Consider the following 20,487-nt stretch of genomic DNA (forward strand, 5'->3'; position numbering starts at 1 on the left):
GACGCGGGGTCCTGCTTCGTGCCCTCAATCGGCGCAGGCGCGCCCGCGCGGTCCGAAGCGCCGCTCGAGCTCACCGAGGAGCAGGGCCTGCAGCTCGTTCGAGATGCGGGTGCGCGCCCAAGGATGCCGGTCGACGCGACGTCCCTCATATTCCAGGAAGAAATGGTCCTGGTCGGGCAGGATATGGACGGCAAAGTCCGGATTGCCGGCGGCGCTGAGGGCGCGCGCGAGGATGGGTGCATGGGTTCGCCATTCCGTGGCGTCGTCGCGCGCGCCCCAGATCGCCAGCACCGGCGAGGTGATCCGGGACAGGTCCGGCCAAGGATCGTAGCCCATCCACCAGATGTGCCAGGGCGAGCCGGTGCGGTGGAACTCCAGAAAGTCGCGATCGAAGACGGGTCGCGTCATGCCCGCCTGCGCTTCCCGGAAGCGTGTGGCCAGCCGCTCGAAGCGGGCGTCGTTGCCCGGGTCCCGGGACAGGAAGGCGGCCAGCTCCAGAAGCAGCTGGTGCAGTCTTGCCGCGACTTCAGGGGATGCCCCGTCGCGGGTGGCGACATTCGTTCGCTGACGCGCGAAGACCTCATATCCCGGTGCAGTCGAATCGCTGAGCAGGATGCTGAGCGCAATATCGTTCCGGTCCGCGGCGAGGCGGGCGGCGAGCATCGCGCCCTCGCTGTGACCGAGCAGGATCAGGCCGCCTTGCGCCACCCCGGGTTGGGTGACGAGCCAGTCGAGCAGACGCTGGTTGTCGCGGTAGCGCTCCGGGCTGGTGATCTGCAGCCAGCCCGGGGGGTCGAGCGTGCGACCATCGATCGTCGCTGCGCCGAAGCCGCGCGCGTCGGTGCGTACGACGTTGTAGCCGGCCCTGGCGAGGGAATCGGCGATCAGGCCGAACATCGGCACGCCGGAGATGATCTGGTCGCGAATGTGGTCGCCGCTCCCGGTGATCATCACGATCGTCGGGCGCGGTCCGCCGCCCCGCGGCGTGGTCAGCGATCCGGCGATGCGGATCGCGCGGGTTCCGTCCCGCCAGTCCAGCGCGATCTCCCGGCTGGAATAGCAGCGGGTCGGCGGCACGGCGTAAGGCGGCGGCGGCGCGGCCGTCTGGGTGAAGGCAAGCAGGAGCGAAGCGGCGATCATCGGACGGCTCTCCACGAGGAAGGGCCTGTCGATGGAGTGTCGCCAGTCGGCCCGCAAGCCGGGCGCCGCCATCATCATCGAACCATCATGCAGGACGGGCTTTGGCCGCCGTGGCGGCGAGCCGGCCGGTCAGGCCGGTCCGGAGTCGGGCAGGTCCGGCGCCGGCGCCCGGGGGGCCGGAGGCGCGGCGGGGGCCGGCGGCGCGGGCGGCGCTTTCGCGGAGGGGAAGGCCGTGCCCGACGGCACGTGCTGGAAACGCCCCTCCGCGAACACCAGGATTTCGCGCTCGCGAACGGGTCGGGGCGCCGCGCGCCGGACCGCGGACCGCGGCCGTGGCCCGGGCGCCGCAGCCTGCGCCTGTGCCGGCGTGGGTCGGTGTGCCTCCCGGGCACCCGGCGGAGCCTGCGCCGGCAATGGCGACGCCACGTCGCGCGACACTGCAAGATAGAGGGAAAGCCCGGCCGCCAGGGCGGCCGCAGTCCAGGCGGGGCGTGGTCCCGAGAGCGCCGCAAGCAGGGGCGGTCGACCCGCCGGCGCGCGTTCGGGCTCGGCCCGGAGCCGGTAGCCGACCCGACGGACAGTCTCCAGGGTCAGGCCGCCCCCCAGTCTGGCCAGCGCCCGCCGCAGCTGGTAGGCGGCGCGGGCGAGCACGCCGTCTACGACGTGAACGCTGCCCCAAAGCTCCCTGCGGATTTCGGCCTGCCGCATGACCTGCCCCGGTCGCTCCGCCAGGCAGAGCAGCAGGTGCATCACCTTCGGCTCGAGAATCACCGACATGTGCTGACGCGACAGACGGTTCAGCCGGGGCTCGACCAGATAGTCGCCCAGATGCAGTTGCTCAGCAGGCTCGTGCTCTCGCATAGGCATCCGCAAATCCACCGCATCCGGCCGACGCTGTCAATCGGCCGCTTCAGCTTCTGCTTGCGGCAATTGCGGCCCGCGCCTATATAGCCCCTGCCTTTCTCGACATCGTCAGACGTTGAGGTCGGCCCCGGGGACGGGGCCGGCGGCAGGAGAGCTTTGTTTCCGGAGACCCAATGGCGGACGTCGCCGAACTGCAGAAACTGATCGAGCCCGAGGTGGAAGCCGAAGGGTTCGCGTTGGTGCGCGTGAAGATGATCGGCGGCACCTCCGACCCGACGCTGCAGGTCATGGCCGAGCGGCCCGACACGCGGCAGCTGACGCTGGAGGATTGCGCGCGGCTGTCGCGGCGCCTCTCCGACCGGCTCGACGCGCTCGAGGCCGAGGGGAACGACCCGTTCGACGAGGCCTATCGGCTCGAGGTGAGCTCGCCCGGCATCGACCGGCCGCTGACCCGGCTGCAGGATTATGACGACTGGAAGGGCCACGAGGCGCGGATCCATCCGCACGAGCCGTTCCAGGGGCGCAAGCAGCTGTCTGGCGACCTGATCGGCGTGGACGGCGAGACCGTGCGCATCGACGTGAAGGGCCTTGGCGAGACCGCCATTCCCTTCGCCGCGATCCGCAACGCCAAATTGCTGATGACCGACCGGCTGATCGCGGCGACCGCGCCGCTGTCCGCGGACGGCGACGACACCGAAATTGAAATCGAAGAAGAAGGACAGGACTGACCTCATGGCTACGCAAGCCCCGGCGCCGGGCGCCGTTTCCGCCAACAAGGCGGAGCTGATCGCGATCGCTGATGCCGTCGCGCGCGAGAAGCTGATCGACCGGATGATCGTCATCGAGGCGATGGAGGACGCGATCCAGCGCGCCGCCCGCGCCCGCTACGGCGCCGAGAACGACATCCGCGCCAAGCTCGACCCGACGAGCGGCGACCTGCGTCTGTGGCGCGTCGTCGAGGTGGTCGAGCAGGTCGACGACTATTTCAAGCAGGTGAACCTGGAGGACGCGCAGAAGCTCCAGAAGGACGCCGCGATCGGCGACTTCATCGTCGACCCGCTGCCGCCGATCGAGTTCGGCCGCATCGCCGCCCAGGCCGCGAAGCAGGTGATCTTCCAGAAGGTCCGCGACGCCGAGCGCGAGCGGCAATATGAGGAGTTCAAGGACCGCACGGGCGAGATCATTACCGGCGTCGTCAAGCGGGTCGAGTTCGGGCATGTCGTCGTCGACCTGGGCCGGGCCGAGGGCGTGATCCGCCGCGACCAGCAGATCCCGCGCGAGGTGCTGCGCGTCGGCGACCGCACCCGCAGCCTGATCCTCAACGTCCGCCGCGAGAATCGCGGGCCGCAGATCTTCCTGAGCCGCGCCCATCCGGACTTCATGAAGAAGCTGTTCGCGCAGGAAGTGCCGGAGATTTACGACGGCATCATCGAGATCAAGGCCGCCGCCCGCGACCCGGGCAGCCGCGCCAAGATCGGCGTGCTGAGCCACGACAGCTCGATCGACCCGGTCGGCGCCTGCGTCGGCATGAAAGGCAGCCGCGTGCAGGCCGTCGTGCAGGAACTGCAGGGCGAGAAGATCGACATCATCCCCTGGAGCGAGGACCTCGCCACCTTCGTCGTCAACGGCCTGCAGCCGGCGACGGTGAGCCGCGTCGTCATCGACGAGGAGGAAAGCCGGATCGAGGTGGTCGTCCCGGACGATCAGCTCAGCCTCGCCATCGGCCGCCGCGGCCAGAACGTCCGCCTCGCCAGCCAGCTGACCGGCTCGGCGATCGACATCATGACCGAGCAGGACGCCAGCGAGAAGCGCCAGCGCGAGTTCGTCGAGCGCTCCGAGCTGTTCCAGAACGAGCTGGACGTGGACGAGACGCTCGCCCAGCTGCTCGTCGCCGAGGGTTTCGGCGCGCTGGAGGAGGTCGCCTATGTCGAGCTCGACGAGCTGGCCTCGATCGAGGGCTTCGACGACGATCTCGCCACCGAGCTGCAGAGCCGCGCCAGGGAAGCGCTGCAGCGGCAGGAGGATGCGGCCCGCGAGGAGCGCCGCGGCCTCGGCGTCGAGGACGCGCTGGCCGAGATGCCCTATCTGACCGAGGCGATGCTGGTGACTTTGGGCAAGGCGGGCATCAAGACGCTCGACGATCTCGCCGACCTCGCCACCGACGAGCTGGTGCAGAAGAAGCGGCCGGAGCAGCGCCGCCAGCGCGAGTCCAACCGGCCGGAGGACAAAGGCGGCGTGCTCGCCGATTACGGCCTCTCGGACGAGCAGGGCAACGAGATCATCATGGCCGCCCGCGCCCACTGGTTCGAGGACGAGGATGCGGGAAGCGGGGAGGACGCGGTTGCGGAAACCTCCCAATGACACCCCAGGCGTAAGCCATACGCCCGAGCGGAAGTGCATCCTGAGCGGCGCCCATGCCGCCCGGGACGACCTAATTCGCCTCGCGCTCGGCCCGGACGGGAGCGTCGCGCCGGACGTGCGCGCCCGCGCCCCGGGCCGCGGCGCCTGGCTCGGCGTCGACCGGGCCGCGGTCGACGCCGCCAATGCCAGGGGCAAATTGAAGGGCGCGCTGGCGCGGGCGTTCAAGACCGGCGACGTCAAGGTCCCCGCCGATCTCGGCGCGCGGATCGAGGCGGCCCTGCGTCAGGCTGTGCTCGACCGGCTCGGCCTGGAGGCCCGCGCCTCCAACCTCCTGCTTGGCTCCGAGAAGATCGAGGTCGCCGCCCGCCGCGGCCAGGTGGCGCTGCTGATCCATGCGGCCGATGCCAGCGAGGAGGGCCGGCGCAAGCTGGACCAGGCCTGGCGCGTGGGCTCCGAGCGGGAGGGAAGCGGCGCGCAAGGCTTGGTTTTCCCTGAGGGAAGGGCCATATTGTCATTGGCGCTCGGCCGCGAGAATGTGGTACATGTCGCCATCATCGATCGGGCCGCGGCGGCGCGCGTGACTCACGCGCTCGGGCGGTGGCGCGCTTTTATCGGACGTGAGGATGGGCTAAGCGCCGCCACGGCGGAGATGCCGGGCGCTTCGGCTGCGGATTGTGAATGAAGGATTTTGAGTGAGCGATACGACTGACAAGCCGAAGCTGGGCACCCGCGCGCCGCTGGGCCTGAAGCGCACGGTCGAGACGGGCAAGGTGAAGCAGAGCTTCAGCCACGGCCGCTCGAACACCGTGGTCGTGGAGGTGAAGAAGCGCCGCATCCTGGGCCGCCCGGGCGAAGCCGAGGCGCCGAAGCCCGAGCCGGTCGTCGCCGCGCCCGCCCCTGCCCCCGCGCCCGCCCCGGCGCCGGCCCCCAAGCCCGCGGCCAGGCCCGCGAGCGCCGAGACCGCGCAGGAGCGCTCGGCCCGCCTGATGCGCGAGGCCGAGGAGCAGCGCATGCAGGCGCTCGAGGAGGCGCGCCGCCGCGAGGAGACCCAGGCCAGGGCGTCCACCGAAGAGGAAAAGCGCCGCGCCGAGGAGAATCGCAAGGCCGAGGAGGAAGCCGCAGCCGCTTCCGAGGCCGCCCGCCTGGCCGCCGAGGAAGAGGCCCGCCGTGCCGCCGAGGCGCCGGCCCCCGCCCCCGCCCAGCCGGCGCCCGCCGCCGCTGACGACGAGGACGAGCGGCCGCGCCAGCGCCACGGCCACGGCCACGCGCCGGCCAAGCGCCCCGAGCCCGCGCGCCCGAGCCGCGGCCGGGACGACCGCCGCCAGTCCGGCAAGCTGACCGTCAGCCGTGCGCTCGGCGAGGATGGTGACGCCCGCGCCCGCAGCCTCGCCGCGCTCCGCCGCGCGCGCGAGAAGGAAAAGCGCGCCCATATGTCGAGCGGACCGAGCGCCAAGCAGGTCCGCGACGTCGTGGTGCCCGAGGCGATCACGGTCGGCGAGCTCGCCAACCGCATGGCCGAGCGCGCCGCCGACCTCGTCAAATCCCTGTTCAAGATGGGCATGCCGGTCACCGTCAACGAGGTGATCGACCAGGACACGGCCGAGCTGCTCGTCACCGAGTTCGGGCACAACATCCAGCGCGTCAGCGAGAGCGACGTCGACATCCAGACCGAGGCCGACGTCGATGCGGCCGAGACGCTGAAGGCGCGGCCGCCCGTGGTCACGATCATGGGCCATGTCGACCATGGCAAGACCAGCCTGCTCGACGCGATCCGCGGCGCCAATGTCGTCTCCGGCGAGGCCGGCGGCATTACCCAGCATATCGGCGCCTATCAGGTCGCCCTGCCCGACAAATCGAAGATCACTTTCCTCGACACGCCGGGCCACGAGGCGTTCACCGAGATGCGCGCCCGCGGCGCCAACGTCACCGACATCGTCATCCTGGTGGTGGCGGCCGATGACGGCCTGAAGCCGCAGACGATCGAGGCGATCAACCACACCAAGGCGGCCGGCGTGCCGATGATCGTGGCGATCAACAAGATCGACAAGCCTGGCGCCAATCCGCAGAAGGTGCGCGAGGAGCTGCTCCAGCACGAGATCGTGGTCGAGGACATGGGCGGCGAGGTCCAGGACGTCGAGGTTTCGGCGCTGAAGAAGACCAATCTCGACAAATTGCTCGAGGCGATTGCGCTGCAGGCCGAGATCCTCGAGCTCAAGGCCAATCCCGACCGGCCGGCCGAAGGCGCGGTGGTCGAGGCCAAGCTCGACAAGGGCCGCGGCCCGCTCGCCACCGTGCTCGTCCAGCGCGGCACGCTGCGCGTCGGCGACATCTTCGTGGCCGGCCCGATCTCGGGCAAGGTCCGGGCGATGATCGACGATCATGGCCGCCAGGTGAAGGAAGCCGGGCCGAGCTTCCCGGTCGAGGTGCTGGGCCTCGGCGGCGTGCCGAGCGCCGGCGACGTGCTCAGCGTCGTCGAGAACGAGGCGCGCGCCCGCGAGGTCGCCGCCTATCGCCAGGGCGTGATCGACCGCAAGCGCACGACCAGCGCGCCGGCCAGTTTCGACACGATGTTCTCCGCGCTCAAGGAGAAGCAGGCGGTCGAGTTCCCGCTCGTCATCAAGGGCGACGTGCAGGGCTCGGTCGAGGCGATCGTCAACGCGGTCAACAAGATCTCCAACGAGGACATCAAGGCCCGCGTGCTGCATTCGGGCGTCGGCGGCATCACCGAGAGCGACGTGACGCTTGCGGGCGCCTCGGGCGCGCCGATCATCGGCTTCAATGTCCGCGCCAACGCCAAGGCGCGCGAGATTGCCGAGCGGCAGGGCGTCGCCATGCAATATTATGACGTGATCTACGATCTCACCGACGCGGTGAAATCGGCCATGGCCGGCAAGATCGGCCCGCTGATCGTGGAGAATGTCGTCGGCCGCGCCGAGGTGCGCGAGGTCTTCTCCGCCGGCAAGCATGGCAAGGCGGCCGGCCTGCTCGTCACCGAGGGCTATATCCGCAAGGCCCTGAAGGCGCGCATCATGCGCGACGACGTGATCATCTATAACGGCTCGATCGCCTCGCTCCGCCGCTTCAAGGACGACGTGCCGGAGGTCCGGGCGGGCCTCGAATGCGGCGTCACCTTCGAGGGTCATACCGACATCAAGCCGGGCGACTTCCTCGAAACCTATGAGGTGGAGGAGCGCGAACGGACGCTGTGACGCGGCTGCGCTGGACGACCGAGGAGGAGTGCGAGGCCGAGGAGCGGCAGGACGAGCGCAACGCGAAAGGCTGCCTGCACAGCCTCGGCTGCGTCGGCGATGGCTGCCTGCCCGGCGCACTCGCCGCCTCGTGCATTGCGCTGATGATCTGGACCCTGGTTTGAGCTGACAATGGCACGCCACAACGAAACCCCCGAGGGCCGCTCCGTCCGCCTGCTTCGCGTGGGCGAGCAGGTGCGCCACGCGCTCTCCGACATCCTGGCGCGCGGCGACGTCCATGACGAGGTCCTGGCCAGCCACACCGTCTCGATTACCGAGGTGCGCATGTCGCCGGACCTGCGCCACGCCACCGTCTTCGTGAAGCCCCTGCTCGGCGCCGACGAGAGCGACGTGCTCGCCGCGCTGAAGAAGAACGTCCGCTACCTGAAGGGCGAGGTCGCCCGGCGAGTGAACACCAAATATGCCGCCGACCTCAAATTCCTCGCCGACGAGAGCTTCGACGAGGGCAGCCACATCGATGCCCTCTTGCGCTCGCCCGCCGTGGCGCGCGATCTTGGGGACGATGAGGCTTAGAATCATTCTGTCCGCGCTGGCCCTGGTCGCCGCGCCGCTCCACGCCCAGACCGCCGCCAGCGAGGCGGACGCCCGTGCCGCGATCGCCGCCGTGCTCGCCCACCAGACCGCGATGCGCGGCCTTGAGAGCGCGGCGCAGACCTGCGTGACTCCGGCGCTCGGCCCGCAGCCCGCGGCGGCCGGCGCGGAGAATCCGATGATGCCCGATCATGCCGTGCGCATCTATTTCCAATGGCACGTGCCCGAGGCGCCCGCCACCGTCCGGCCGCCACCCCAGTTCCGCCCCGACGGCCGCCGCCAGCGCCGTGAACGGGCGCCGCCGGTCGCGCTGCCCGCCCCGGTCCCGGCCGAGCTCGCCCAGCGGCTCGACGCCTTGCGGGCCGAGGCCGCGGCCAGCCCCGCCGCGCCGACGATCGTGGAGATCGACGCGGCCCTGGTCGCGGCGCCGATGCAGCTCCAGGACAGGCCCAGCGGCTGCGCGCCGCTCCAGCTTTCCGCCCCGGCCTTCGCCGGCGACGCCGCCTTCGTCGAGACCGCCTATGCGTGTGGGACGACCTGCGGCAATGGCAGCCTCTACGCCCTCCAGCGGCGCGACGGGGCTTGGGTGGTGGTCGCGGTCGCGGATACCTGGATCAGCTGAGGTGACGGCCGAGCTCGGCGATCCGATGCGGGACGGCGAGATCCGTCTCGAGCCGATGGCCGAGACCCACCGGGCTGCGCTCAAGGCCGCCTGCGCCGAGGACCTCGAGATCTGGCCGATCTATGCCACCTCCTGGGACCCGGACCATTTCGACGAGACGTTCGACCTCGTCATGGCGCTGAAGCGCTGGTGCCGGTTCGTGATCTTTTCGGGCGACGCGCTGGCCGGGATGAGCTGCTTCATCAACGTCGATGCCCAGCGGGGCGCGCTCGAGATCGGCAATACCTATTATGTGCCCAGGATGCGCGGGACGGGCTTCAACCGGCGCGTGAAGGACCTGATGCTCTCCCGCGCGATCGACTGCGGCTTCCGGCGGATCGAGTTCAAGGTCGACGCGCGCAACCAGCGCAGCCAGGCGGCGATGACCAGGCTCGGCGCGGTGCGCGAGGGCGTGATCCGTGCCGACCGGATCACCTGGACCGGTCATGTCCGCGACACCGTCCTCTTCTCGATCCTCGCCTCGGAATGGGATCGCTCAGCTAGCGTTCATCGTTGAGACAGGATAAGCCGCGCGAATCCGCCACGCAGGAGGACCAGCGATGATCGCCCGCCTGACCCTTGCCGCCACTGCCCTTCTCACCGTCGCCGCGGCGCCGGTGCTCGCCGCCGAGCAGCCGAACCGGGCGCGGTCCGAGGTCAAGATCCGCAACATGGCCGATTATCTGGAGGCCGTCGCCGATCCCGGCCGCGGCGTCTATATCCGCGGCTATACCGGCCAATGGTATTATGCGTCGGTACGCGGCGAATGCCCGCGGCTGACCCGCAACGCCAATTTGCGCTTCAACACCTCGCCCGGCGGCGATTTCGACAAGGACAGCTCGATCCGCGCCGACGGCTGGCGCTGCATGGTCGACAGCGTTACCGAGTCCGACGCGCCGCCACGGCCCGGCCGCCGCGGCTGAGCCGCGGCTAAAGCCAAGCCTTCCCAAGCCTCGCCGGGGCGCTAAAGTCGCGTCCCGATGGCCAAGCTCTATTTCTACTATGCCTCGATGAATGCGGGGAAATCGACCACGCTCCTGCAGGCCGATTTCAACTATCGCGAGCGCGGCATGGAGACCATGCTCTGGACCGCCGCGTTCGACGACCGCGCCGGCACCGGCACGATCGCCTCGCGCATCGGCCTCAAGACGGGCGGCCGGCTCTACGATGCGCTGACCGACATCCGCCACGAGGTCGAGGAGGAGTTGAAGAAGCGCAAGCTCCACTGCATCCTGGTCGACGAGGCACAGTTCCTGACCCGCGCCCATGTCGTCCAGCTCTGCTCGATCTGCGACGAGCTCGACATTCCCGTCTTGGCCTACGGCCTCAGGACCGATTTCCAGGCGAACCTGTTCGAGGGCAGCGCCAATCTGCTCGCCCTCGCCGACAGCCTGGTCGAGCTGAAGGGCATCTGCCATTGCGGCCGCAAGGCGACGATGAACCTGCGCGTCGACGCGGACGGCAATGCGGTTGCCGAGGGCGCCTCGGTCGAGATCGGCGGCAATGACCGCTACATCTCGCTCTGCCGCCACCATTTCATGGACAAGCTCGCCGAGGGCAGCGGCGAGCAACTGCGCCTCGCTCTGACCCGCGCCGCCGCGGCCACAGCCGAGGCCGCCGAATGAGGCATTGAAGCGGGCGGGACAGCCCCCATATCGCACTCAAGTCTCGGGGGAGTCATCTCATGGTCAGCAACCTGTTCACCGCCTTCGCGCTCATCGCCTGCGGCGGCGTCGAAGTGCCGCCGGCCCCGGCCCAGCCCATCCCCGTGCCCGAGATCCGCGGCTCCGTGCGCGAGAATGAGGCGGACGACGCTGACAAGGACGAGAAGCGCCGTTAATTGCGTCGGCCGTGCTCAACGGCTGGCTGATCATCGATAAACCTGTCGGACCGACCTCCACTCAAATGGTGGGCGCCGTGAAGCGCGCGCTGCGCGAAGGCGGCTATCCGAAGGTCAAGGTCGGCCATGGCGGCACGCTCGATCCGCTGGCGAGCGGCGTGCTGCCGATCGCGCTGGGCGAGGCCACCAAGCTCAGCGGCCGGATGCTGGAAGCGGACAAGGTGTATGAATTCACCATCGGCTTCGGGACGCAGACGGATACGCTGGACGCCGAGGGCGCGGTGGTTGCGACGTCCGACAGGCGGCCTACTTTGGCGGAAGTGGAGGCGGTTCTGCCCCGCTTTACCGGCGCTATCGAGCAGGTTCCACCGGCCTTTTCCGCGCTCAAGGTGGATGGGAAACGGGCCTACGCCCTGGCGCGGGCCGGCGAGGCGGTCGCTCTCGCCAGGCGTAAAGTGACTGTCCATGGGCTTCGTGTTCGTCACCCCGGCGAAGGCTGGGGTCCAGACGGAGTCGGCATGGATGCCAGCCTTCGCTGGCATGACGTGTTGGGGGAGGTCACTCTGGAGGCCCACGTCTCCAAGGGCACCTATATCCGCTCGCTCGCCCGCGACATCGCCTATGCCTTGGAAACGGTCGGCCACGTCACCATGTTGCATCGCAGCAAGGCCGGTCCGTTCACACTCGAGCAGGCGATTTCGCTGGACAAATTGGGCGAAGCCGCTAAGGCGCGCAGCCTTGAACAACACCTCCTGCCGCTGACGGCGGGGCTGGACGACATCCCGGCTCTTCCCGTCACCCCCGATCAGGCAGGGGCGCTCCGTCAGGGGCGGAAGCTGATCGGGATCGCCGCACAGCCGGGGCTCCATCTTGCGATATCGGGCGACACGCCCGTCGCGCTTGTGGAGCTTGCCGGGGATGAACTCCGGGTGGTGCGCGGCTTCAACCTGTGACTTTTGAAGGAGTTTGACGATGTCGGTTACCGCCGAGCGCAAGCAGGAAATCATCAAGGACAACGCCCAGGCAAAGGGCGACACCGGTTCGCCCGAGGTGCAGGTCGCGATCCTCACCGAGCGGATCACCAACCTCACCGAGCATTTCAAGTCGCACGCCAAGGACAATCACAGCCGGCGCGGCCTGCTGATGCTGGTCAACAAAAGGCGTTCGCTGCTCGATTATCTGAAGCGCAAGGACAATGAGCGCTATCAGGCCCTGATCGCGAAGCTCGGCCTTCGCAAATAACAGATTGAGGCGGCCCATCCGGGCCGCTTCGCACATCCGGCGCCTGCAATCCGGCGGGCGGCGGGGACGGACCATCGGGGTCCGGAACAGGCGGACTGAAGTGTCCGCACCAAGAGGCCCCCGTGGCATCCGGCCGCGGGAGTTAAGGAAAACAGATGTTCAACATGAAGAAAGTTGAGATCGAGTGGGGCGGAAAAACCCTCTCCCTCGAAACGGGCCGCGTTGCCCGCCAGGCCGACGGCGCGGTGCTCGCGACCCTCGGCGAAACCGTCGTCCTCTGCGCGGTCACTGCGGCGCGGAGCGTCAAGGAAGGGCAGGACTTCTTTCCCCTGACCGTCCACTATCAGGAGAAATTCTCGGCCGCCGGGCGCATTCCGGGCGGCTTCTTCAAGCGCGAGCGCGGCGCCACCGAGAAGGAGACTCTCACGAGCCGCCTCATCGACAGGCCGATCCGGCCGTTGTTTCCTGAGGGTTTTTACAACGAAATCAATGTTATCGCCCAAGTCCTCTCCTTCGACGGGGAGAATGAGCCGGACATCCTCGCGATGATCGCGGCCTCGGCGGCGCTGACGATCTCAGGCGTCCCCTTCATGGGCCCGATCGGTGCGGCCCGCGTCGGTTACCAGGACGGCGAGTACCAGCTGAACCCGTCGATGGACCAGGTGAGGGAAGGCCAGCTCGACCTCGTCGTCGCCGGCACCCATGACGCGGTGATGATGGTCGAATCCGAGGCCAGGGAGCTGTCGGAAGAGGTCATGCTCGGCGCGGTGATGTTCGCGCACAAGGCGTCGCAGCAGGTGATCGAGGCGATCATCAAGCTCGCCGAGAAGGCCGCCAAGGACCCCTGGGAGCTCAGCCCCGTCGCCGACCAGTCGGCCGCGAAGAAGAAGCTGAAGGACCTTATCGGCAAGGACCTGGAGGCGGCCTACAGGCTGACCAACAAGTCCGAGCGGCAGAATGCGATCAACGAGGCCCGGACGAAAGCGCGCGAGAGCCTCGCCGACCTCGCCGAGAGCGATCCGGCCGAATATCTCGGCACGCTGAAGCTGGTGAAGAAGCTGGAGGCGGACATCGTCCGCACCGCGATCCTGAAGGACGGCCGCCGCATCGACGGCCGCGACACGAAGACCGTCCGCCCGATCGAGGCGATGGTCGGCTTCCTGCCGCGCACCCACGGCTCGGCTCTGTTCACCCGCGGCGAGACCCAGGCGATCTGCACGACCACGCTGGGCACCAAGGATTCGGAGCAGATGATCGACGGCCTCGTCGGCCTCTCCTACGAGCGCTTCATGCTCCACTACAACTTCCCGCCTTATTCGGTGGGCGAGGTCGGCCGCTTCGGCGCCCCGGGCCGTCGTGAAGTGGGTCATGGCAAGCTCGCCTGGCGCGCGCTTCACCCGGTGCTGCCGACGCACGAGGAGTTCCCCTATACGATCCGCGTCCTCTCCGACATCACCGAGTCCAACGGCTCGTCGTCCATGGCGACGGTCTGCGGCGGCTCGCTGGCGATGATGGATGCGGGCGTGCCGCTGAAGCGGCCGGTCTCCGGCATCGCCATGGGCCTGATCCTGGAAGTGGACGCCAAGGGCAACCGGGACTTCGCGGTGATCAGCGACATCCTCGGCGATGAGGACCATCTCGGCGACATGGACTTCAAGGTGGCCGGCACCAGCGAGGGCATCACCTCGCTGCAGATGGACATCAAGATCGCCGGCATCACCGAGGAGATCATGAAGACCGCCCTCGCCCAGGCGAAGGAGGGCCGCGCCCATATCCTCGGCGAGATGGCCAAGGCGCTCGACCATACGCGCGAGGAGCTTTCGGCCCACGCACCGCGGATCGAGACCATGCAGATCGCCAAGGACAAGATCCGCGACGTGATCGGCACGGGCGGCAAGATCATCCGCGAGATCGTCGCCACCACCGGCGCCAAGGTCGACATCGACGATGAGGGCGTGATCAAGATCAGCTCCTCGGACCTCTCGCAGATCGAGGCGGCCCGCAAGTGGATCGCCGGGATCGTCGAGGAGGCCGAGGTCGGCAAGATCTACTCCGGCAAGGTGGTCAACATTGTCGACTTCGGCGCCTTCGTGAACTTCATGGGCGGCAAGGACGGCCTCGTCCACGTCTCGGAGATCAGGAACGAGCGCGTCGAGAATGTCCGCGACGCGCTGGAGGAAGGCCAGGAGGTCAAGGTCAAGGTCCTCGAGATCGACCCGCGCGGCAAGGTCCGCCTGTCGATGCGGGTGGTCGACCAGGAAACCGGCGAGGAGCTGGAGGACACGAGGCCGCCGCGCGAGGAGCGTCCGAGGGGCGAGCGTGGGGATCGCGACCGCGGTCCGCGCCGGGATGGCGACCGGGGCCGTGGCGGCCGGGATCGCGGGCCGCGCCGGGACGGCGATCGGGGTCCGCGCCGGGAAGGCGGGGATCGTGACGACCGTCCGCGTGGCGACCGTGAGGATCGTCCCCGTGGCGACCGCGACGGCGGCCGTGATGATCGGGGCCCGCGCGGCGAAGGCCGTGGCGACCGCGGTCCCCGCCGGGAGCGCAGCGACGACGGGCCCGAGCCCGAGTTCGCGCCGGCGTTCCTGACGCGGGATGACGACTGAGCTACCTAGTCACCCCGGACCTGTTCCGGGGTCAGGCTGAAACGAGAAGCCCCGCCAGCAATGGCGGGGCTTTTTGTTTGGCGGTTGCGGTCGGCACTGGGGAACCGGTGACCGGACCTCGCATTGAACGGTCATGCTGTTCATCGCCCTCCTCGCCGCGCAGGCACTACCGGCACCTCCACCGGCGCCCGATATCGAACTGAATGTCCGCGCCTCGGTGCGCGAGGTGCGCCTCCGGCAGCGGGGCGAGGCCTCCCTTGAGGTCCACGCCTCACCCGATGCTGGCAGTCGGGTCGTCCGGTCGCCACGGCCGGCGCCCGAGCGGGACGTGCGGCGGCGGAACGTGACCGTGAACGTGCATGGCGAAGCGCGCATCGCCGATCCTTCCGCACATTCGCAAGTGCCTGAAACTTCGCCCCGGAACTGACGTTCAGCCCCGCATAACAGGGAGACTGCCATGCGCGCCTTTACGATCGCAGCGACGACTGCGCTTGCCCTTTTTTCACTGACCGCCACCCCCGCTTTCGCCCAGCGCGACACGCGCGCGGCGCCGAATCCGCCGCAGAATTCGCCGGTAGCAATGCAGGCGATGCAGGGCAGCAATCAGCCCGACGTCCTGCTCGACGTGCCGAACCTCTCGATCGAGCAGCTGACCGTCGACGTGAACAATCTGCAGGTCCATCTCGCGCTCGAGGCGCGGCTGGCCAATCTGCTGCACCTGACCGCGGGCGCCGACGCGCGGATCGACAATGTCCGCATCGACCTGCGCGGCGTGCGGGCGCAGGCCACCCTGGTCGTGAGGCTGGAAAATGTGCGCGCGATCATCGAGCGGACGCTGCAGACGCTCGACAACAACCCGCAGCTCGTGACGCAATTGCTGTCGACCGTCGACAATACGGTGAACACGGTTGGCGGCGTGGCGAACAATGCGGTGAATACCGTCGGCGGCGTCGCCGCGACCGCCTTGCGCAATGGGCAGCTGCTGAACCTCGCGGCGTCCGGGCTCACCGAGGTTTCGCGCACGGCGGGCGCCGTTGCCGGCCAGACGGTGCGCCAGGTCACGGACCGCGCCGGGCAGGCGCTCGAGGTGGTGACGGACCAGGCGAACCGGATCGTCTCCTGGCGCCGCCTGCCGCGCGCGCCGGCCGGAGCGCAGCCGCAGCCGCAGCGCTAGCCGCGCCACGAGAGCTTGCCGCGGCCGCTGCGCCGGGCCAGACTGGGGGGATGACCTGGCTCCTGTCCGGCGCCGCCGCGCTCGTCTTCTTCGCCGCCCAACCCGATGCCGCGCCCGCCGTCGGGCTGTTCTCGGTCGCCGAGATGCGGGCGATGTGCCGGGGCGAGAGCGACGGCGATCCGCGCTTCCGGACCCAGGCCGCCTACGAATTGCTGGCCGAGCTGCAGCGGGCGAAGTGCCGGATGTATCTGCTCGGCATCGCCGAGGGCATCGGCGAGGCCTGCGCGGCGGACCCGCGGGGGCGGGACGCGCTCGGCGCGCGGCTCGCCGCGGCGGTGCTGCGGGCCCCGGAGGACCGGGAGACAAGCGTCGCGGCGCTCGTGCGGGCGGAGCTGCTGCTGCGGCCGGGCTGCCGGTAACGGCGTGGATCAGAAGGCCGGCACGCGCCTCGCCGGATTCTCGCTGGCCCATTCGAAGGCGTCGATCGCCAGCGCGTCGTCCAGATTGTTCAACCTGACCACGCCGAGGATCCGGCGCGCGGCCCAGCTGCGGTCCGCGACCAGCGTCTCGCTGTCGGGCATGATGGCGGCGACCGCGGCGACCACCTGGTTGGCGGCATCGGCGAGCGCGGGCAGCAGCTCCAGGCGGAGCGCGAGCAGGAAGCCCTGCCGCTCCCCGGTCCGGTCCCAGCCGAGCTGGACGTAGAAATCGGGATCGAGGCGCCTCTCCACGGTGCTTGAGCGGGAGGGGGACCAGAGCTCGGTCTTCGCCATGAAGATTTGTGGATCGGTCATCGCCTCCGTCCAGCGCCGGTTGGCCTCGGCCGACCAGCCGAGCCGGCCATAAGCGACCGGGCGGCCGGGGCGGTCCGCATGATAATGCCAGGGGCGGATCGTCGCGGGTTTCGGGAGCAGGGCGATGAGGGCGTCGAGCGCCGGCGTTACGCGCTCCCAATTCTCCGGAAGGCGCAGCGGGCGAGCGTCGCTGCCCATGATGGCGGCGACGCGGAGCCGCGGCCGGTGCCAGGGCAGGCTGCGGGCGAGCGGGCCGAGATGGTTGCGGAGCAGGAAGGGGAGAGGCCGGGGCGCCGGCGCCGCCTGCATGTCCGCCGAAGGATCGTCCATCGCCCCGCTCCCCTGTCGCGCACCAAGGGTCTAGCAGGGAGGCGCTGCCAATTTCTTACCGCTGCCAGACTAGAAAGGGCCCCGCGCGGGTGGCGGGGCCCTTCCGCGGGTCGGCTGCCTGTGGGGGATCAGGCGGCCATGGGAAGCGCGAACTGGTCGGCGTCGGCCTCGGCGAGCGGCACCTGGGCGACGATCGGGGTCTCGGCCGCGGCCGGCTGCGCCGCCTTGCGCCGCGGACGCGGGGCGATGAGGCGGCTGAGGAGGACGATTGCGCCGAGGCCGAAATAGAGGCTGAGCACCGGCACCGGGAAGAAGATCACGGGGATGCCGAAGGCGATGCGCAGCAGGTTGGGGGGAAAACCGAAATCCTCGCCCAGCGCCTGGCAGACGCCGAAGAAGGTGTCGTCGCGGGTGAGCAGATTCGGTTGACGCTCTGACATTCTTGAACTCCTTGACGGGCGGGGGCTGCCCGGATGCCTGCTCCTCAGCACGGGCCGTGCCAGATTCAGGGAGGCGCGTCTTTTCAGGAGGTTAGCGGAAAGAGGCGGGCCGGGGCGCGCGTCGGGCCACGGCGGGATCGGCCAGATGTTGGCAAAAGCGGCCAATAATGTCCGGTACTGTCCGCGGGCGGACAGGCGGTTGGCGAGGATTCCGGTTGAAACCTTGATTCACGCCCCGGGCTATTCAGCCCGGAACGATCAAGGCCTAGCGCGCCCTGTTCTGGGCGGGGGCAGCCGGGACGGCCTCGTCCAGGCTGTTGGCGGCGGCCGCGTTCAGGCTGTTCAGCGCCTGGTCGGCCTCCGCCGCGAGCCTTTGCTCGGTCTGCGAGAGCTCGTTCTCGACCTGGGCGTTCAGCGCCTTCTCGCGCTCGGCAATCTCGCGCTCGAGGCGGCTGGCCTTGTTGGCGGTGGATTCGGGCTCGGCCGGGCCGCAGGCGGCGAGGGCGAGGAGGGTGAGGAGGACGGGCGCCAGCTTCATGGCTGACAACCTACACTTCCCCGTCATTCCAGCGGAAGCTGGAATCTCATTGCCTGTCGGACGGGAGAAGGGATTCCAGCTTTCGCTGGAATGACGATGAGAGAGGCCGTCACGGGACATGACAGGGTCGATCGCTCCCCCGGAGCGATCTACGGGATGCGGGGCATCCCGTCCCCTGCCATTGCCGTGACGTCAGTCCTGTCCGCTCCGCGGCAGGCTGGCCGGCACTCGATGGCTCTTCGCGCAGCGGCGCTGCGCTCGGCATCTCGTGAAGTGGGAGGCTTCTGTTGCCCGGTGCCTCCCGTACCGCTGGAATCCGCTTCTGTTGCCCGGTGCGGCCCGAACCGCGCTTTTGTCCGATGTAACTCAGTCCGTGAGGACCTCGTTACGCGGCAATCGCGAGCGCCTCGTTGTCGTTGGCACTTGTGTGATGGACCGTCACGGTGATCCACTCCGGGCAAAGGCGCCGCTTTTCAACACACGTCGATCCTGGTTCGGCCCCTCCAGCTGGGCCGCTCGGCCGGCACGCTTCATGCGGGCTGACCGTGCGGAGCAGCTGGTGGAGCCGCCGGGTACTGCCCCCGGGTCCGCTGTGCCTATTGCACGACACGTTTATCGCCATAGCCGGGCGAACCCGGCAGCTCCTATATAGGGAACAGGGGCTTAATGTGAAGTGACGGCTCCGACAGGCCGTCATTGCGAGCGAAGCGAAGCAATCCATTGGATTGCCGCGTCGCTGCGCGCCTCGCAATGACGAATCCGGGCCTAGCCCCTGTTCTTCAGCGCGTCCCTGATCTCCCTGAGCAGTACGACCTCCTCCGGGTCCGGCGCGGGGGCGGCGGCCTCCTGCTTGCGCTTCAGCTTGTTCGCCGAGCGCACGATCAGGAAGATGATGAAGGCGAGGATCAGGAAGTTGATCAGGACGGTCAGGAACTGGCCCCAGCCGAGCATGGCGACGCCCGCGGCCTTCAGCGCCGCATAGTCGGTCAGCGAGCCGGTATAGCTGTCGGGGACGGTGCCGAGGATGATGAACTTGCTCGAGAAATCGAGCCCGCCGAAGATCGCGCCGACCGCCGGCATGATGATGTCCTCGGTCAGCGAGGTGGTGATGGTCGCGAAGGCGGCGCCGATGATCACGGCCACGGCCAGGTCGAGGACGTTGCCCCGCGCGATGAAATCCCGGAACTCCCTCAGCATCGTTCCCCTCCTCTGCCGGACCGGCCATTGCGGAGCCGATCCGCAATGCTTACGTCCGTTTCCGCCCGATTTGAAGAAGGGGTGACCAATGAAGCGCACTGGCGTCGTCGCCGTCCTGGCCGTGCTCAGCATCTTCCTGTCCGCCTGCGGGATCAACTCGATCCCCCGCGCCGAGGAGGAGGCCAAGGCGAAATGGGCCGAGGTCGAGAACCAGTATCAGCGCCGGCTGGACCTCCTCCCCAATCTCGCCAATGCGGTCCGCGCCAACGGCCAGCAGGAGCTGGCGCTGCAGATCGGCGTCGCCGAGGCGCGGGCGCGCACCGCCCAGACCCAGATCGGCCCCGATCAGCTGCGCGACGCCAATGCGATGCGCAATTTCGCCGCGGCGCAGAGCGGTCTCTCCTCGCTGCTCAGCGGAGTGCGAGTGAACGTCACCACCGAGGCGACGCCGAACCAGCGCAACACCGACCTGGTCCGCGACGTCCTCACCCAGATCGAGGGCACGGAGAACCGGATCGCCGTCGCCCGGCGCGACTACAACCTCGCGGTGCAGGCCTATAATACCCGGATCCGCACCTTCCCCGCGATCATCGGCGCGCGCATCATCTACGGCTCGCAGCCGATCCAGCCCTATGAGGCGAGCGAGGGGGCGGAACGCGCGCCCAATATGGATTTCGGTAATTACAGCCGATGACCGGTGCGCGGGCGGCGCGCGCGCCGCTCTCCTTCCTGGCGGCCTGCATGCTGCTCCTGCTCGCGGCCTGCGGCGGCGGCGGCGAGCAGACGAAGAGCGGCCCCACCTATCCGGCGCTGACCGGCCGCGTCGTCGACAATGCGGACATGCTGCCGCCCGCCGAGGAGGCTGCGCTGACCCAGCGGCTGGAGGCGCTCGAGCGCGCCACCACGCGCCAGCTCGTCGTCGCCACCGTGCCGGAGATGGGCGGCTACAGCGTGGAGGAATATGGCAACGGCCTGTTCCGCCACTGGCAGCTCGGCCAGCGCACCGCCAATAATGGCGTGCTCCTGCTGGTCGCGCGCACGGAGCGGAAGATCCGGATCGAAGTCGGCTACAATATGGAAGCGATCGTCACCGACGCTTTGGCCGGGCGGATCATCCGCGAGCAGATGACGCCGCGCTTCCGCGATAATGACTATGCCGGCGGGATCAACGCCGGCGCCAACGCCCTGCTCACCCAGCTGCAGGCGCCGCCCGAGGCGGCCGAGCAGGCTGTGGTCCAGGCCCAGCAGGCCGAGGCCAGCAACCAGAGCGAGCGCCGGCGCGGCAATGACGGCTCGCCCTTCGCTTTGATCTTCTGGATCGGCGTCACCCTGTTCATCGTCGTCGGCATGGTCGGCAGCGGCCTCAGCGGCCGGCGCTATCGCGGCCGCAAGCGCGGCTGGGGCGGCCCGATCGTGATCTGGGGTCCGGGCTGGGGCGGCAGCCGGGGCCGGGACCGGGACGATTGGGGCGGCGGCTGGGGTGGCGGCGGTGGCGGC

General features: G+C 69.0%; 25 protein-coding genes and 1 other RNA gene. 19 read left to right on the forward strand and 7 right to left on the reverse strand.

Annotation, left to right across the window (positions count from 1 at the left end):
* Window positions 1–24: 24 nt before the first annotated feature.
* Complete coding sequence (locus VEC11_RS15560) at window positions 25–1,218, reverse strand: alpha/beta hydrolase family protein (RefSeq protein ID WP_464133684.1); 1,194 nt, start codon at window positions 1,216–1,218, stop codon at window positions 25–27.
* A 51-nt stretch (window positions 1,219–1,269) separates the two neighbouring features.
* Entirely contained in the window at window positions 1,270–2,001 is a 732-nt protein-coding gene (locus VEC11_RS15565; protein WP_464133689.1) for a winged helix-turn-helix domain-containing protein, read from the reverse strand.
* 176 nt (window positions 2,002–2,177) lie between these two features.
* On the opposite strand from VEC11_RS15565, the gene rimP reads away from it, so the two are divergent.
* From rimP to VEC11_RS15650, 17 genes are all read left to right on the forward strand, one after another.
* The gene (gene rimP, locus VEC11_RS15570; RefSeq protein ID WP_464133694.1) at window positions 2,178–2,732 is read left to right on the forward strand and encodes a ribosome maturation protein RimP; all 555 of its coding nucleotides are present in this window, start codon (window positions 2,178–2,180) and stop codon (window positions 2,730–2,732) included.
* 4 nt (window positions 2,733–2,736) lie between these two features.
* Window positions 2,737–4,365, forward strand: a complete 1,629-nt coding sequence (gene nusA / locus VEC11_RS15575) for a transcription termination factor NusA (RefSeq protein WP_464133698.1) — start codon at window positions 2,737–2,739, stop codon at window positions 4,363–4,365.
* The gene (locus VEC11_RS15580) at window positions 4,322–5,047 is read left to right on the forward strand and encodes a DUF448 domain-containing protein (RefSeq protein ID WP_464133704.1); all 726 of its coding nucleotides are present in this window, start codon (window positions 4,322–4,324) and stop codon (window positions 5,045–5,047) included. The genes nusA and VEC11_RS15580 overlap by 44 nt, the downstream gene beginning before the upstream one ends.
* Before the next feature lie 10 nt (window positions 5,048–5,057).
* On the forward strand, window positions 5,058–7,574 hold the full coding sequence (gene infB / locus VEC11_RS15585; protein ID WP_464133709.1) for a translation initiation factor IF-2: 2,517 nt from the start codon (window positions 5,058–5,060) through the stop codon (window positions 7,572–7,574).
* Window positions 7,571–7,738 (forward strand): hypothetical protein, encoded by a 168-nt coding sequence (locus VEC11_RS15590; RefSeq protein WP_464133713.1) that lies wholly within the window; start codon window positions 7,571–7,573, stop codon window positions 7,736–7,738. Before infB ends, VEC11_RS15590 begins: the two co-directional genes overlap by 4 nt.
* A 7-nt stretch (window positions 7,739–7,745) precedes the next feature.
* The gene (rbfA, locus tag VEC11_RS15595) at window positions 7,746–8,147 is read left to right on the forward strand and encodes a 30S ribosome-binding factor RbfA (protein ID WP_464133718.1); all 402 of its coding nucleotides are present in this window, start codon (window positions 7,746–7,748) and stop codon (window positions 8,145–8,147) included.
* The gene (locus VEC11_RS15600; RefSeq protein WP_464133722.1) at window positions 8,137–8,787 is read left to right on the forward strand and encodes a hypothetical protein; all 651 of its coding nucleotides are present in this window, start codon (window positions 8,137–8,139) and stop codon (window positions 8,785–8,787) included. The genes rbfA and VEC11_RS15600 overlap by 11 nt, the downstream gene beginning before the upstream one ends.
* Window position 8,788: 1 nt before the next feature.
* The gene (locus VEC11_RS15605) at window positions 8,789–9,343 is read left to right on the forward strand and encodes a GNAT family N-acetyltransferase (RefSeq protein WP_464133726.1); all 555 of its coding nucleotides are present in this window, start codon (window positions 8,789–8,791) and stop codon (window positions 9,341–9,343) included.
* 43 nt (window positions 9,344–9,386) lie between these two features.
* Entirely contained in the window at window positions 9,387–9,749 is a 363-nt protein-coding gene (locus tag VEC11_RS15610; RefSeq protein ID WP_464133730.1) for a hypothetical protein, read from the forward strand.
* Window positions 9,750–9,806: 57 nt separating this feature from the next.
* Window positions 9,807–10,451 (forward strand): thymidine kinase, encoded by a 645-nt coding sequence (locus VEC11_RS15615; protein ID WP_464133733.1) that lies wholly within the window; start codon window positions 9,807–9,809, stop codon window positions 10,449–10,451.
* A 59-nt stretch (window positions 10,452–10,510) separates the two neighbouring features.
* A complete protein-coding gene (locus VEC11_RS15620) occupies window positions 10,511–10,666 on the forward strand; it encodes a hypothetical protein (RefSeq protein WP_464133737.1) in 156 nt (51 codons plus the stop codon).
* A gap of 65 nt (window positions 10,667–10,731) precedes the next feature.
* Complete coding sequence (gene truB / locus VEC11_RS15625) at window positions 10,732–11,619, forward strand: tRNA pseudouridine(55) synthase TruB (protein ID WP_464133814.1); 888 nt, start codon at window positions 10,732–10,734, stop codon at window positions 11,617–11,619.
* A 19-nt stretch (window positions 11,620–11,638) separates the two neighbouring features.
* Window positions 11,639–11,908: a 30S ribosomal protein S15 gene (gene rpsO / locus VEC11_RS15630; RefSeq protein WP_464133741.1), complete on the forward strand. Its 270-nt coding sequence runs from the start codon at window positions 11,639–11,641 to the stop codon at window positions 11,906–11,908.
* Between the two features lie 155 nt (window positions 11,909–12,063).
* A complete protein-coding gene (gene pnp / locus VEC11_RS15635; protein ID WP_464133745.1) occupies window positions 12,064–14,517 on the forward strand; it encodes a polyribonucleotide nucleotidyltransferase in 2,454 nt (817 codons plus the stop codon).
* Window positions 14,518–14,650: 133 nt separating this feature from the next.
* Entirely contained in the window at window positions 14,651–14,944 is a 294-nt protein-coding gene (locus VEC11_RS15640) for a hypothetical protein (RefSeq protein ID WP_464133749.1), read from the forward strand.
* Window positions 14,945–14,974: 30 nt separating this feature from the next.
* Complete coding sequence (locus tag VEC11_RS15645) at window positions 14,975–15,691, forward strand: hypothetical protein (protein ID WP_464133752.1); 717 nt, start codon at window positions 14,975–14,977, stop codon at window positions 15,689–15,691.
* Between the two features lie 50 nt (window positions 15,692–15,741).
* Entirely contained in the window at window positions 15,742–16,110 is a 369-nt protein-coding gene (locus VEC11_RS15650; protein WP_464133756.1) for a hypothetical protein, read from the forward strand.
* Between the two features lie 9 nt (window positions 16,111–16,119).
* Here VEC11_RS15650 and VEC11_RS15655 read toward each other — a convergent pair whose 3' ends face one another.
* The 5 genes from VEC11_RS15655 to mscL all read right to left on the reverse strand — a co-directional run bounded on the left by VEC11_RS15655 (window position 16,120) and on the right by mscL (window position 18,990).
* On the reverse strand, window positions 16,120–16,815 hold the full coding sequence (locus VEC11_RS15655; protein ID WP_464133761.1) for a hypothetical protein: 696 nt from the start codon (window positions 16,813–16,815) through the stop codon (window positions 16,120–16,122).
* A gap of 128 nt (window positions 16,816–16,943) precedes the next feature.
* The gene (locus VEC11_RS15660) at window positions 16,944–17,255 is read right to left on the reverse strand and encodes a PspC domain-containing protein (protein WP_464133766.1); all 312 of its coding nucleotides are present in this window, start codon (window positions 17,253–17,255) and stop codon (window positions 16,944–16,946) included.
* A 265-nt stretch (window positions 17,256–17,520) separates the two neighbouring features.
* Window positions 17,521–17,793 (reverse strand): hypothetical protein, encoded by a 273-nt coding sequence (locus VEC11_RS15665; RefSeq protein ID WP_464133770.1) that lies wholly within the window; start codon window positions 17,791–17,793, stop codon window positions 17,521–17,523.
* 311 nt (window positions 17,794–18,104) lie between these two features.
* Window positions 18,105–18,470: a transfer-messenger RNA gene (ssrA, locus tag VEC11_RS15670) on the reverse strand.
* An 88-nt stretch (window positions 18,471–18,558) separates the two neighbouring features.
* The gene (gene mscL / locus VEC11_RS15675) at window positions 18,559–18,990 is read right to left on the reverse strand and encodes a large conductance mechanosensitive channel protein MscL (protein WP_464133775.1); all 432 of its coding nucleotides are present in this window, start codon (window positions 18,988–18,990) and stop codon (window positions 18,559–18,561) included.
* An 88-nt stretch (window positions 18,991–19,078) separates the two neighbouring features.
* On the opposite strand from mscL, the gene VEC11_RS15680 reads away from it, so the two are divergent.
* Complete coding sequence (locus tag VEC11_RS15680) at window positions 19,079–19,684, forward strand: LemA family protein (RefSeq protein ID WP_464133781.1); 606 nt, start codon at window positions 19,079–19,081, stop codon at window positions 19,682–19,684.
* Window positions 19,681–20,487 (forward strand): TPM domain-containing protein (locus VEC11_RS15685; RefSeq protein ID WP_464133787.1); only part of this gene is annotated, 807 nt, incomplete at its 3' end. The genes VEC11_RS15680 and VEC11_RS15685, both read left to right, overlap by 4 nt.

Source organism: Allosphingosinicella sp., from assembly GCF_035626655.1.
GTDB lineage: Bacteria > Pseudomonadota > Alphaproteobacteria > Sphingomonadales > Sphingomonadaceae > Allosphingosinicella.